Source organism: Saccharothrix sp. AJ9571 (assembly GCF_021725495.1).
Lineage (GTDB): Bacteria > Actinomycetota > Actinomycetes > Mycobacteriales > Pseudonocardiaceae > Amycolatopsis > Amycolatopsis magusensis.
In genome coordinates this window covers 7,362,769-7,375,772 of the sequence record NZ_CP091382.1, presented here as the reverse complement: position 1 = coordinate 7,375,772, position 13,004 = coordinate 7,362,769, and the positions used below count along the sequence as shown (strand labels likewise).

Annotated in this window: 5 protein-coding genes and 1 pseudogene; 5 read left to right on the top strand and 1 reads right to left on the bottom strand. The window is 64.4% G+C overall.

Translation table 11 applies throughout. The annotated features are described in order from the left end of the window. The first annotated feature begins 711 nt into the window (after window positions 1-711). From L3Q67_RS33230 to L3Q67_RS33210, 5 genes and pseudogenes are all read left to right on the top strand, one after another. Window positions 712-981, top strand: coding sequence for a hypothetical protein (locus tag L3Q67_RS33230; protein ID WP_499185369.1), 270 nt, complete (start codon window positions 712-714; stop codon window positions 979-981). A gap of 27 nt (window positions 982-1,008) precedes the next feature. After that, window positions 1,009-1,435 (top strand): annotated as a pseudogene (locus L3Q67_RS33225) (IS701 family transposase); the annotation flags it as partial. 509 nt (window positions 1,436-1,944) lie between these two features. Next, window positions 1,945-6,309, top strand: a complete 4,365-nt coding sequence (locus L3Q67_RS33220) for an AAA domain-containing protein (protein ID WP_499185368.1) — start codon at window positions 1,945-1,947, stop codon at window positions 6,307-6,309. A 2-nt stretch (window positions 6,310-6,311) separates the two neighbouring features. Continuing rightward, window positions 6,312-7,244 (top strand): hypothetical protein, encoded by a 933-nt coding sequence (locus L3Q67_RS33215; RefSeq protein WP_499185367.1) that lies wholly within the window; start codon window positions 6,312-6,314, stop codon window positions 7,242-7,244. Window positions 7,245-7,372: 128 nt separating this feature from the next. After that, window positions 7,373-7,507, top strand: a complete 135-nt coding sequence (locus tag L3Q67_RS33210) for an IS3 family transposase (protein WP_499185366.1) — start codon at window positions 7,373-7,375, stop codon at window positions 7,505-7,507. Here L3Q67_RS33210 and L3Q67_RS33205 read toward each other — a convergent pair. Continuing rightward, window positions 7,502-12,988, bottom strand: coding sequence for a DEAD/DEAH box helicase family protein (locus tag L3Q67_RS33205; RefSeq protein WP_499185365.1), 5,487 nt, complete (start codon window positions 12,986-12,988; stop codon window positions 7,502-7,504). The genes L3Q67_RS33210 and L3Q67_RS33205 overlap by 6 nt on opposite strands. Between the last annotated feature and the right edge of the window lie 16 nt (window positions 12,989-13,004).

The following is a 13,004-nucleotide window of genomic DNA, read 5'->3' as shown; positions in this document are numbered from 1 at the left end:
GTAAATCCTCGATGGGCTCGACTGTCGATGTTGCCCGGCCAGTTAGCTTGCTCAAAAGCTGAAGTCGTGCTTCAAAGATACGCGTTATGCGGGCTCGTCGCCCGCTTCAGGTATGCCCAGTTCTGGGATAGCGCGCCGGTAGCCGATGCGAAATATTTTGCGTACTGGTCGTCCTTGAAATGAAGTTGCCGCCTTCCATGGGCACCTGGACAGCCCGAAGGCGTACAAGATCAACCATACCAAGAAGGTGGGCAGCCAGTAGGTCGACTTTGCCCAGGTCAAGATGAAGAAAAGCAGATTGGGCAGTAGGAATCCCCGCCATGTCACACCTTGCTCGTGCTTGATGTCGGTCAGGCCGGAACGGCGCATGTACACCGCCCAGCTGACAAAGACGCCTGCTAAGTAGGCCAATCCAAAAAAGTAGCGGCGTCCATGCACTCCTCCTAACTGGAGTTGTTGAACTGAACGCTGAGCAAGTCGTGTGGTGGTTGTATGTCGTTACGGTTGCCGGGCCGGGTGCTCATTCCGTTTCCTAAGTGAGACGTGTCGGAAGGAGGCGAAGGGGTGACCGCCGCCTCGCCCGAAGTGTTGGTATTCCAGAGAACCTGACAACCCTGGACAGATGGATGACAGTATCCACGAGCTGCCTTGCGGCGTCAGGATGACAGTCAGGTCACGGTGTATACAGAGGACGTAACGAAGCTGACCGTGATGGCTGACGTGGTCAGCAACTATCCGCTGATCTTGGGCCCAATGGCCAGGATGCCCGCTGTTCCGGAATGCTGCCGTCTGACCTCCATGCCCGCCCAAGCGCCCTTGCCCCAGACCAAGCCAGCCAAATTCGCCGCTCTGGTGTGGGCCTCTTTGATTTTGGGCATCGTTGGGGTGGTCGGCTCCCCGATCATCTTCCTGAACAACCTGACCGCCGTGGCCGCGGCCGTCGGCCTAGTACTGCAACGGCACTCGGGTGGCGTGTGGTAGATCGTCCTGGTGGTGGCCGATGTGGTGATGGATCAGCTGGATCGGGTGCATGAGCGGATCGCGGGCCGGTTCACCCGGTCGGAGCCGCGGGGCCGGGCGCGGGAGTATATGTCCGGGCTGGTGGCGGGGTTGGAGCGGAAGAACGGGTGGACGCTGGCCGAGCAGGCCGGCGAGGTGTCCCCGGACGGGATGCAGCGGCTGCTGCGCTGGGCGGACTGGGACATCGACGGCGTCCGTGACGACGTTCGCGACTACGTGGTCGAGCACCTCGGCGAGCCGGGCGGGGGTGCTGATCGTCGACGACGCCGGGTGCCTGAAGAAAGGCACCCGCTCGGCCGGCGTGCAGCGGCAGTACTCCGGAACCGCCGGACGGATCGAGAACTGCCAGATCGGCACGTTTTTGGCCTATGCCGGTGCTGGTGGGCATGCGCTGATCGACCGGGAGCGCGTTCTCGCAGCTCCAGAGATACGAGCAGGTTGACGACAGTCACGGTGTCCGAGCCGGCCAGTGTGCCGACGCCGCTGAGCAGTTGCTCATACCGTTTGGTGAGAAGGAGGCGAGTCAGATCGGCCTCACTTACCTGGCCGCCGAGGGCGCTCGCCGCGTTCGCCGTCCAGTTGAGGTACGCGAGCAGCCATTGGTACGCGCCTCCCGTGCCGCCACTCTGCAAAATGGCCGCTTGGTCGCGCAGGCTTTGGAGATGCGTGAGGAGATTCTGGCGATCGGTGCCCGGCCGCGGAGTTACCAGCATTGAACAACCGTAAGCGGTGCGCCCGGCCGTTCCAGATTCGCCGCGCGCAAGTCGTCCGGTGAGGTGGTTCGGAGCGTGACTCGGCTACCGATCGTGAAGGCCGGTAGTACATTTCGGGGTCGTTTCCGATCTTTGCTTGATCTGGTCACGGCGCTGTCGGATTCTGTCTTACTGCCCGTCGAGAGGGGACGGGTGTGGCGATGGGGACTGGATGCGTCCGAACGACCCAAACGTCCGCCGTGAGGCGACTAAGCTGGTGGAGTATCTCCGCGACATGGCGGTCACGACCAAGGCCGACACCTGCGATCTCGACAACTTCGAACGAAGCTGGTGGTTGGCGGACCTGCCCGGCAGCGTGGTGCTTCGGGCACAGCCGGGTTCCGATGGCGGGTTCGTCGCCGTAGACCAAGTGCCGTTGCCGACACCTCCGGCACTGCCGTCGCAGCTGACCGGCTACGTCACGCCTGGCGAGTGGATGGACCACGAGGTGCTGGAACCAAGGGTGCCGCCTGGGTTGGCCGACCAGGTGGAGAATTTCGGTGACGACGGGTCGCTCGTTGTGGCGTATCGCGCGGCGCTGGCTGCGCGGAGCGCCTGGCTGGCCGAGATCGAGGCGGAGCGTCCACGACGTGAGCTCTACGAAGAGTTCCGGCAAGTGGCCGAGAAACTCGCCAACCAGGATGATGAATTCGAGCTGGTCCTCTGTGCGGGCCTCCTTTCCGGCACGGACGATGCAGGGCGGCGCGTCAACCGCCACCTGCTGGTCAAACGGTTATTCGCCCGGATGGATGAGCGCTACTCCGGGGTGACCATTGGCGTCGACGAGAACGCGGTCTTGGTGCTGGAGGATCGGAGATTCCTCGTTCCGGTATTGGGGGAACGGCTGGGCAGGGTCGACGACATCCGGGGTGATGTCGAGAACTCCGATCTGCTGCCTACCGATGAGGGAGCGGAAAAGTGGCTCGCCGATTGGAGCCGGCGACTGCTCCCGGAGTCACTGCAGTACAGCGACGCGACGCGGCCTCCGGACAGCGAGCGCGCAGGGAGGCTCTCGGTGTCGGCGGCCCCGGCGATCGTCCTCCGGCGGCGAGACCGCTCCAGCATCGCCGGTTTCCTCGACGACGTGCTGGACAAGCTGCGCGATCCGGCGGTCGTGGTGCCGCAGGCCTTAGTCCAGATCCTCCGCGACCTGACGCCAGCCGAGCAAGAGGCGTGGCTTACGGCCGCGGCCGGGACCGCCAAGACGCTCAGCACCGACCCGCTCTTCTCCCGGGAACACAATCGGCAGCAGCGGCTGGTTCTCGACCGGGTGCGACAGGACAACGGTGCTGTCGTCCAAGGGCCGCCGGGAACCGGCAAGACCCACACCATCGCGAACTTCCTGACCGCGATGCTGGCCGAAGGGATGCGGATACTGGTCGTCAGCCAGCGTGAGCAGCCGCTTCGGGTGCTCCGCGGGATGCTGCCCCCGGACATGCAGAACCTGTGTGTCTCTCTCGCCGGCGCTAAGGACGGCCGCGCCGGGGACCTGGAAGCGAGCGTTCGGGCGATGTCGGAGTACGTTAACGGCACCAATGCTGTCCAAGCGCGCGAGCGTGTCGACGCAGCCCAGGAGCGCTGGACCGTGGCTAGGCAGCGGGTGGCGGACGCTGAAGCGTCCCTTGCGGACCTACGCGAATCCGAGCACGTCAAGCATCCAGCCGTCGCCGACGGGTACGACGGCCGGCTGGCAGAAATCGCCGCACTGGTTCAAGAACGACGCGCCGGCTTCGATTGGTTTCCGCCGCTGGACGCGGACGCGCCCGTGCACTGCCCGCTGATCTCCTCGGAACTGGCTGAACTGCACGTCTTGGTCCAAGCGCATCCGGACGGCCCAATCCGCGCGGCCGAGTTCCTCCCGCCGCCCGAGGAGGTCGACGCGGTCAAGCAAGCCGCACAGCTCTTCCCGGAGTTGGTACCGCCTGACGTCGGAGACGAGGCGCGTGATCTGGCAGACCGCTGCGGCCGCGTCGCCCCCGCCGAACTTGAGCGGTGGCTCAGTTCCCTCGAACGGGTGACCGAGATTGTCCGTCATCTCCACCAGCGTGCCGCCAGCTCGGAAAGCCAGCGATGGCTCGAGGGCGCCGTCGGCGACTTGCTCGCCGGTACCAACTTGAGTGCGTGGCAAGACGTCATGGCGAGGCCGTCCGTGGCGGAAGCCCTCTCGGCGCGGTCAAGGAACCCGTTGCTGAGAGACGTCCAGTTCCCCGAGCACGACCAGCCTGCGCTTCGAGACCTCCGTGACGAGGCAGCGGCACTGCTACACGGACTGCGAAACCATCAAGCCGTACGCACTCCCTGGTTCCGTCGGCTCACCATTCTCGGCCGCGAGACGCAGGCAGTGCGGGAGCGATGCACGTACCGGCACCGTGAGCCACGGACCGAAGAAGGCGCTGCTGCCATCCATGACGTGCTGGACATCCTGGTAACCCTCACCGAGGTCGAGCACGCGTGGAGCTTCGTGGCCGTGATCCCGGACCCGGCGACCCGTGCCACGGACCGCCTCCGTTGGCTCACCGAAGCCGAAGACACCCTCCCTGTGCTGCGGGAGCTCGGACAGCTTACGTTCGAGCTGCGCACTGCGCTCGGCAAGCACGGCGTTCTCGCGGTTTTGACGACGCATGAGCAATGGCTCACCTTCCGGGATGCGACGGCTCTCGCCTGGCACCGCATTGAGGCCGCCCCACGCGAGGCTTACCTCACGCAGGTGAGCATCTGGTTGGCCGATACCGCCGTGTTGCCCGATGCAGCGCCGGAGCTGCGGAACCTTTCGGATGTTTTCGACCGCCGGGACGTCCCCGGGTTCGACCTCGCCGCCGCCGCGGTCGAGAACGCGCGCCGGACCATCGAGGCACACCGGCGGTTGCTGCAGCTGCGCACTCCACTCGCGGAAGGACACGGACAGCTCCTGGCTTCGCTGGAGACGACTGCGCACGACGACCCATGGGCCAAGCGGCTGGCGGCGATCGACCAGGCCTGGGCGTGGGCGATTGCTGACCGATTCCTGCGCGCCCGGCACCAGCCGGGTCTCGACGCCCAGTGGGAGACCGACCTGGCCGACGCGAAGGCACGGTTGCTCACCGCCACCGCCGAACTCGCGACGGCCAAGGCCTGGTCGCACTGCCTGCAGGGGATGAGCGAAGGTGCGAAGCGCGGGCTGAAGTCCTTCGAATTCTTCTCGAAGCGGCAGCACGGCAAGGGTGGGCACGCCGGGCAACACCGGAAGTCCGCGCGATCGGCGATGAACGCCGCCAAGGAGGCTGTGCCGGCCTGGGTGATGACCATCGGCCAGGTCGCAGAACTACTGCCCGCGGAGGCGAACAGCTTCGACGTTGTCATCGTCGACGAAGCGAGCCAAGCCGAACCGACCGCCTTGTTCCTGCTGTGGCTCGCGCCGCGCGTCATCGTGGTCGGTGACGACAAGCAGTGCACGCCGTTCAACAGCCCGCGGCTCCTGGACGGGGTCACCGAGCGCTTGCGGGCCGACTTCCCTGACCTGCCCCCGCACGTGCGCGAGATGCTGCTGCCGAATGGCAATCTCTACAACATCCTCAGCAGCGCCTTCCCGGCCGTCATCCGGCTGCGAGAGCACTTCCGGTGCATGCCGGAGATCATCGCCTGGCCTTCGCAGCAGTTCTACGACGGCCAACTGGTGCCCCTGCGGCCACACGGCGCCGACCGTCTGCAGCCCGTCCAGATCGAGGTCGTCACCAACGGGCGCACCACCGGAACGTCGGAGAACCTGACCAACCGCCCGGAAGCCGAGCGCGTCGTCGACATCCTGCACGACTGCCTGAAAGATCCGGCTTACGAAAAGAAGAAATTCGGAATCATCGCTCTGCAGAGCGCTCGCCAGGTCGAGATGATCCGGGGGATCCTTGGGAAGCGGATCGCGGCGTCGGAGATCGAGAGCCGGGACATCCGGGTCGGTGATGCAAAGAACTTCCAGGGGGACGAACGGGACGTCATGCTCGTCGCGACCGTGGCCGCCGGGCGGACAAATGCCATTCGGAGCAACCTGAGGTATGAGCAGTATCTGAACGTCGCCGTCAGCCGGGCGCGAGACCAGCTCTGGCTCGTCACCTCCCTAGGCCCTGAGCTGGCCAGCGACGACATCCGTTACCGCATGCTGAGCGCCTACGGTGAACCGGAAGACCCCGAGCGTCGGGATGTTGATCCCGATCAGATCCCGGCCGCACGGCGCGTCGATCCGTTCAGATCGCTGTTTGTGCAGCAGGTGTACCTGCGCATCCGGACCCATGGTTACGACGCCGACGCCCAGCTTGACATCGGCGGGCGTCAGCTCGACATCGTCGTGCGCGGGCGGGACATGTCCGTCGCTGTGATGTGCGATGAACACACCGGGCTTCCGGCCGAACGTCGCCGGATGGACGACGAGGCTCTGCGCGAACTACGCCGAGCGGGCTGGCCGTTCTGCCGGGTCGCCCACAGCCAGTTCATCCTGAACCCGGACGAGGCACTGGCCGTCGTCTGGCAGACGTTGCGCGAACACGGCATCGAATCGGGTGAGGAGTGATCGTGGAGTCGATCGACGAACAGACCTTGGTCGCGGTCGCGGAACTCATCTGCGCCGATGGCACGCAGTACTACCGGAGTGTGAAGGCTCTCGTCGGCTTCTTCCGGCGGGCCGGCTGGGACGTGGGCGAGTACGACGGCGAGAGTCGCAAGGCGTGGACGATCGCCCAGCTGCTGCGTCGGCGCGATGATGCCGGTGCGATCGAGCAGTTGCTGAAGCGGATGACCGATCCTCGTGAGTACCAGCAGGACCGGGAGTCCGCCGACGAAGTTCTCGAGCGCCTCAACTACCTCCTGGAGGTCGAGAACCTGCACGTCGAGCTCGATGTAGATTTGCGCCCGGTCGTGCGTGCCGGTCGCGCGGCTCCGCGAGACCTGCCGGTGGACATCAGCCGGCAGAAGCTGCAGTACTCGATCGCCGAGATCGTGACCGACCAGCGCCTGGTGCCGGTCCTCGAGCAACGGGTGGTCGAACTGGAGAAGTGCCGTGCCAACGGCTGCTACCTGGCGGCGATGATCCTGCTGGGCAGCTTGATCGAGGGGCTCCTGCTCGACGCGGCGGAGAACCGGCCCATCCCCGCATCGATCTGGGACGAACCGGAAGCGAAGGCCGAGAACATCCGACCCGCGAAGACAGCGGAAAAGTTGAATCTCCAGGCGCTGATCTACGTGGCGCACCGCCTCAAGTGGATTGACACGGACGCCTACCGCATTGCCAGCGCGGTGCGTGGCTTCCGCAATCTCGTGCACCCCAACGAGCAGCGCAAACTTGTCGGACGCTCACCTGACGAGGACACCGTGGACATGTACTGGCCGGTATTCGTCGGTACCGCCAACGACCTCGGGCGGACCCGGCCCGACGGGCCAGGCGAACGCCGCGAAACTCCGCCCGACAACACACCTGGCCCTTGGGGAAGCCGAAGCAGGTCCAGCTGAGAGCGGCCGGTTCCAGGCGGCTTCGGACGAACCGCGGAAGCTGGCTTGCTGGCCGAAACCCGTCTCGTCTCGCTCGCCGAGATCAGTCTGGCCGCTGCTCGCTCCGCCCGCGCCTCGAGTACGCGGTGATGGAATGGGTCGATTGGTACAACAACGCCCGCCTGCACTCTCGCCTGGACTACCTCACCCCGACCGAGCACGAGACCGCCTATTACGCTCAACACCTGCCACGCCGACCGGCGCTTACCCGTGACGGTTCATGATGTTTGTTCTGCCTCTTCGCACATCTCCACCGCCCTGGCCGGAGCTCGGTCGAGCGTGAAGGTGTCAACAAACACGACCGGCACGCCAGGGTGCTGACTGTTGGCGATTTTGGCTGTTTTCGCGAGCCGGGAAGCCATCAGCGTCCTGTTTGAGCCTTCTAAGGGATGGCGGGCTACCACCACACCTGCTGCAGTGAAGGTGTCAAGGTACGCGGCCGGCGCGGGAGTCCCCTCGATCATCGTCGCGTTGTACCCATCCGCCCACCTCTGGAGCGCTGTCGCCTCCCGTGCTAGATCCTGGCGCAGACCACGTCCCATCAGCACGCCGAAGAGGTCTTGTGCAAGACGCCAGTCAAGCAAGGCATGATAGGCCATGTTTCCATAGTCGCGCAGGCATCGATAGCACGACGCGTCGCAAGCACTCGCGTGCTCGTGATCGTGAAGCTCGTCGAGGTATCCGTCAATGTGATCGAGGAGGTCCGGGAGCACAGCGGGGTCACCAAGGTGGCTACTGAACCCTGCGCCGTTTTCGAGGGTGTCGGCAATGAACGCGAACGGCGCAGGTGCCCCGTTGACATGGCCGGAGTAGATGCCTGCGGTGAGCTCCAGCGGTTTGACGTCAAGTAGTGCCGCGGCGGTGGTGCGGAGCAGGAACGCGAGAGAGAACCACGCGCCGCGTCGTCCTTCGGCGTAATCCCGCGCACCTGATGGCTGTGGCATATTCGTGACGAGCCTCAGGTTAATGCCCTGGTCAGGGTAGGCGGACTGTTGCGGCCCGAGGAACAAGAAGTCGGTGGGCTGGACCGCCCCGATGGCCACCTCCATGACATCCCCTGAGGTAGCGTCGGCGCGCACCAAGCCCCGTTCGATCGCATCAACCGAGACGTAGCCGCCCCAGTTGTTGTGGTCGGCTGAAGCGGGTTTCAGCGTGAAGAGCTGCCCGCTGTTATCGTTGATGACGAAACGCCGTCCGGGACCGGAGTATACAACTGCCGCTTTGTTTTGTACTTGTGTCAGGGTGCTGAGATCGGTGTGGGCACGCGACGAGATTGATATCGGCGACCATGCGAAGTTCCCATCGAAGTCACGAGGAGGTCCAGCACGAAATCCGAGTGGCTCACGCAGCGGCATGGTGTTGAAAGTGCCTGGCGCCGCGTCGCACCGGGGGCAGGTCTCGGTCTCATCGTATCCACCGTCGGCGGGTGCTTCTGTGAGGTAGGAGCACGAGTGGCACACGCTGATGAGCCGGGCAGGTCCGAGCGGATCCGGTTCGGGTTGCGGGGCCGGCCGCTGGGGCCGGAAGGCAGTAATCCCGACAACCGGGTGTACCTTGCCGTCCCGGACGACTTCCCCCAACGGCGCAAACTGGCTTACGGCCATGGCAAGGTCGCGGTCGATTACACCGCTGGGTGGCCACGGGTACGCGCTCTTGGGCCGGTGCAGATGGAGGTAGCGGACGCTGCTGGGGAAGCCGAACATCGGAAGCACGCCGTGTCCTGCGAGTCGTTGGCTCAGCTCGTGGTGACCGGATGCACTGTCAACAGACCGGTTGATGGTGCTCACGAGCTCGCCAATATGGCGGCGCGCCATGTCGGCAGCGGTGTCTGCGAATGGGGTGTGACCGCCCAAGGCGCGGGCGGTGCGGGTCACAGCGTAGCGGTTGTCGTTTAGCCATGCCTCAAGCAGCGGGCGGATTACCGGCCATTCGCTTGTTCGCCCGAAGGCTCCATGCACGTTGGTAGTGAAGTCCAGATCGCTCCCACGCGAGACGGTGTCGGCGGCGATGTCAGCCATGGCCAGCCGAAGCACCTCACTGCAGAGTGAGCGGAGGTAAATCTCTTTCCGGCCGAGGGCGAGGTATGGCTCGGGCGTAGAGTCATTCGTGATGGCCTGCGGGCGTTCGAAGTAGTATTCATCGTGACTGCGGCCGCGGCAGACCGTCAGCGCGATCGCGACAGGACTTTCCCGTCGGCCGGCGCGCCCCACGCGCTGCTGGTAGTTAAATCGCGTAGGCGGCATGTTGCCCAGGACAACGGCAGACAGTGAACCGATATCGACGCCGGCCTCCATGGTTGTTGTCACGGAGAGCAGGTCAACCGAGTCCGGCAACTCGTGCTCGTTTTGATCGAGGAACACACCCTGGAACCGCGCCTGCCTGGACTGGGCGTCGAGGCGATCAGTCTGGCCAGTAAGCTCGGCGCAGTGAAGCCGGAACTTGCCGTTTCCTGTCGTGGCCTTCCACGCGTAGTAGTCGCTGTCGACACTTAATTCGGACGACTCATCTGGCAGCGGTGCATAGCATTTCGTGCAGCGGCCGCAGCCGATGGTGAGGTGTTGCCGCAGGCACGAGGTGCAGGTCCATGCGCGATTAGCAGGTGCACGCAAGGTCACTTTGGCCGGGTCGATCACGTACTCCTTGACGGCATCACCCCATCGGGCCGAGACGATGTCGCGGAGTTCTTCGGTTGACGGACCACCGTGTCGGTCGATCTCCTCCCAGAGGCGGCGCAGGCGCGGGGTCGGGTCGGTTCGTCCGTTGCGAAGCCCGTTGAAGCGGCGCTGGTCGGCCAGCACACGCAGAGCCGCCCTGGCGTAGGCGGTGGGTGTCGTGGCTGTTCCTTCGGCTGGTCCGAGGTCGTCGTGAAGGGTGAGCCATCCCAGTCCCAGGGACTCGAAGTCCCGGCCGCTGCCCGAGAATAGGCCGCTCAGCATTTCTTCGAGTAGCGAATCCTGAATATCAGCGCTTAGGCCCTGTTGGATGGGGCTGAGGTTTCCGCGGAGGCGTGGTGGCGTGGTGCTCCAGTCATAGAGAGTCGTCCACGTGGTAGCGTCCCGCTTGCTTCCTCTGTTTTGGAGGCTCGCGCGCGGTCCTCCGGGGTTGATTCCCAGCGACGCCAGCTCTGTGGCGATTTTGCCAGCCAGTTCGGATAGGGTGAGCGGCCGGGATAGCTGGGAGATCAGCGTCTCCTCCCGGGCCGGGATTGCGTCTGGCGCACCTTCCCAGATCTCGCGTAGCTCCCGGAAAGTTGCGTGATCTCGTTCGTCTAGCCGTCGTACGGCCGCCCAAGACTCTGTACTGCGTTCGGCCCGGGCGTAGTGACTTTGCGCGACGGTCAGGTCCGCGGCTGGATCACCATGCTGCTGAAGCTCGGTGTAGAGCAGCAGGCGTAACAAGTCCTGATAGTGGCGCAAGCCCAGGCCGGCAGAGAGTTTCGCTGCATCCTGGCGACTGTCAGTAAAGACGATGACCTTACGTTCATCGTCGGCGAGGTCTCCCGCTAGCTCGGTGGTGAGGACCTGATTGATTTTCTCGAAACCCGTTCGCATTCCCCGGATCGGTGAGCGTTGCCGCCGCTTGTCGGTATGAGGAAGAGGGTTTGGACCGTACTTAATTTCCCAGTCGTCACCGCACGCGGGACAGCGGGTTGGATATGGGCTGAGTGACTCTGGCTCTCTGCGGAATGTACCCGTCTTGGTGCGCCTGGATTTCACATGGAAGCTCCAGCCTGTGGACTGGTCCGGCGTGTTCCTGAGTTCACCCTTTAGCGGATCCAGGACACTACGCCGGAAGCCATACTCCACTGATTCCTTATCAACCGACCATTTGATCTCATCGAGCTGGGACAGGGCCGGTACCGGCCGAGGCCAGTAGACGAGATAGTTTGCGGCGGTGCGTTCGAGCTTGACCTGGTCTGGCAGTTTCGCCAGTTCGGGTATGTCGGCCAGGAGCATGGTGTCCACGCTGCTTCGCTGGGTGGCACCATGTGGAGCGAAACCGCCCAGCAGTACATCGCCGCAGTTTTGGCAATACAACAATTCCAGAACTCTTGCTCCGCAGGAGCAACGCGCTGCGGGCTCGGCGTACAGCTTGCCCACCGTTCGTCCGGGGTAGCTTCCACCTGGAATATCGGGACACTGCGGGTCGGTGCATGCCCACATTCCTGGCACGTTGCGAAAGAAGAGGTGGGCTCGCAGCTTGGGATCACCAGCTGCTGGGACTGCGGCAATACTGTCGAGGATGCGTCGCAAGACCGGAATTGCGGATTCGTGCCGGACTCCAGGGAAGACTTTCTTAGCTAGCGCAGCGGCAGGTTTCGCCACAGCAGTGGTGCCAGCTTTACCGTCTGGCTCGTGGAAGGCTCGACGCAACGCGTTCAGGACTCCCAGTTTGCGCGCCAGGTCAGCCACCTGCTCCGGCGGCGCGACTTCAAGCCGCGACACCTCATCTGCAGTTGGCTGCGCTCCTGCGGGCGGTTGAACCAACTTACCAGCGACAAAGCGGAATGTGTCGGCGCCTACACCGAAGAACTCCTGCAGGTACTTCTCGTCACGGCCCGGCTCGAGGGACGCCGAGGCGCCGAGGATCCGCAGCTTGTCTGGTCGCTGGTGCAGCCCGAGGCGGTTCTTCAGGGTACGGATGAGGTACGCGACTTCGGTTCCCGCGGTGCCGCGGTACATGTGCAGCTCGTCGACCACAAGCGTGAAGCGATTTTCCGGGGCCTCGTCGAGCCAGGCGCGCGTCGAGTCGAAGAAATGGCCGTCCCGCTCACGCAGCAGCATAACGTTGAGCATCGAGTAGTTAGTGATGAGGATGTCCGGCGGCGCGGCCGACATATCCCACCGGGATCGCATCTCCGCGCCGTCAAGCCGGGGCACGAAGTACTCGATGTCTACACGCCCTTCGTCCCGGGACCGCTTTATAGCCTGCCTTCCGCGTTCCTCGGTTCGCCGCAGGTACCGGCGCAGGTCCTTCACGGCGAGGTCGTTGTCGGGATGACCTGTGACTGGGGTGGCGCCGGTATAGCGGCCGAAGTAGAAACGGTGCCCGCCACGATTAGCGTCCAGCCAGCTGCGCGCGGCGTCGCTGTCGAGCGCCTTGCGCAGGCGGGTGAGCTGGTCGTCGACGAGAGCGTTCATTGGGTAGAGGATCAGGCCGCGAACCGCCTTGGTTCGGCCGCTTTCGCCAGCCCGCTGCTCCTGAAACGCCGCCTTGTCCGAACGCCACCATCGGTTGGCCTCCGGCGCGCGCGTTCCTTTCCAAGTCGCAGATTCGGCCAGCAGCGCCGCTAGCATGGGCAGCAGGAAGGACTCAGTCTTTCCCGATCCTGTACCTGCGGTGATCACCATGTTCTGGCCGTGGGTGAGTCCAGCTCTTAGGGCGTCCTCCTGGTGCTGGTACAGAGGGCGGCCGGGCGGAACGAGCCCAGCCGAAGCGAACTCGGCCAGTTCCGATGGCGCCCCAGCGGCCCTCATGGAATCGGCCAGGGAACGTCCCACGTCCACATACTCGGGCCGCAGCTCGAGCAGCGGGAGCCGGTAGATGCCGCCGTCCCGGTCGAGCAGGAGGCGTCGTTCCTCTTCCAGGCGGCGGTCTTCGAGACCGAAGGGCGTGTCGTAGTACCGCAGGTAGGCGTCGCGCAAGCGTTCAAAGGTTCCGAGCGCGCTGAGGCGGCGTCCGGGCTCATTCTGCGGAGCGGTCACAGGTGTTCGCGCCTCC

Bases quoted from the DNA above. Each gene is read 5' to 3' on its own strand.
- L3Q67_RS33230 (WP_499185369.1), top strand. From the start codon at position 712: ATGGCTGACGTGGTCAGCAACTATCCGCTGATCTTGGGCCCAATGGCC.
- L3Q67_RS33220 (WP_499185368.1), top strand. From the start codon at position 1,945: ATGCGTCCGAACGACCCAAACGTCCGCCGTGAGGCGACTAAGCTGGTG.
- L3Q67_RS33210 (WP_499185366.1), top strand. From the start codon at position 7,373: ATGGAATGGGTCGATTGGTACAACAACGCCCGCCTGCACTCTCGCCTG.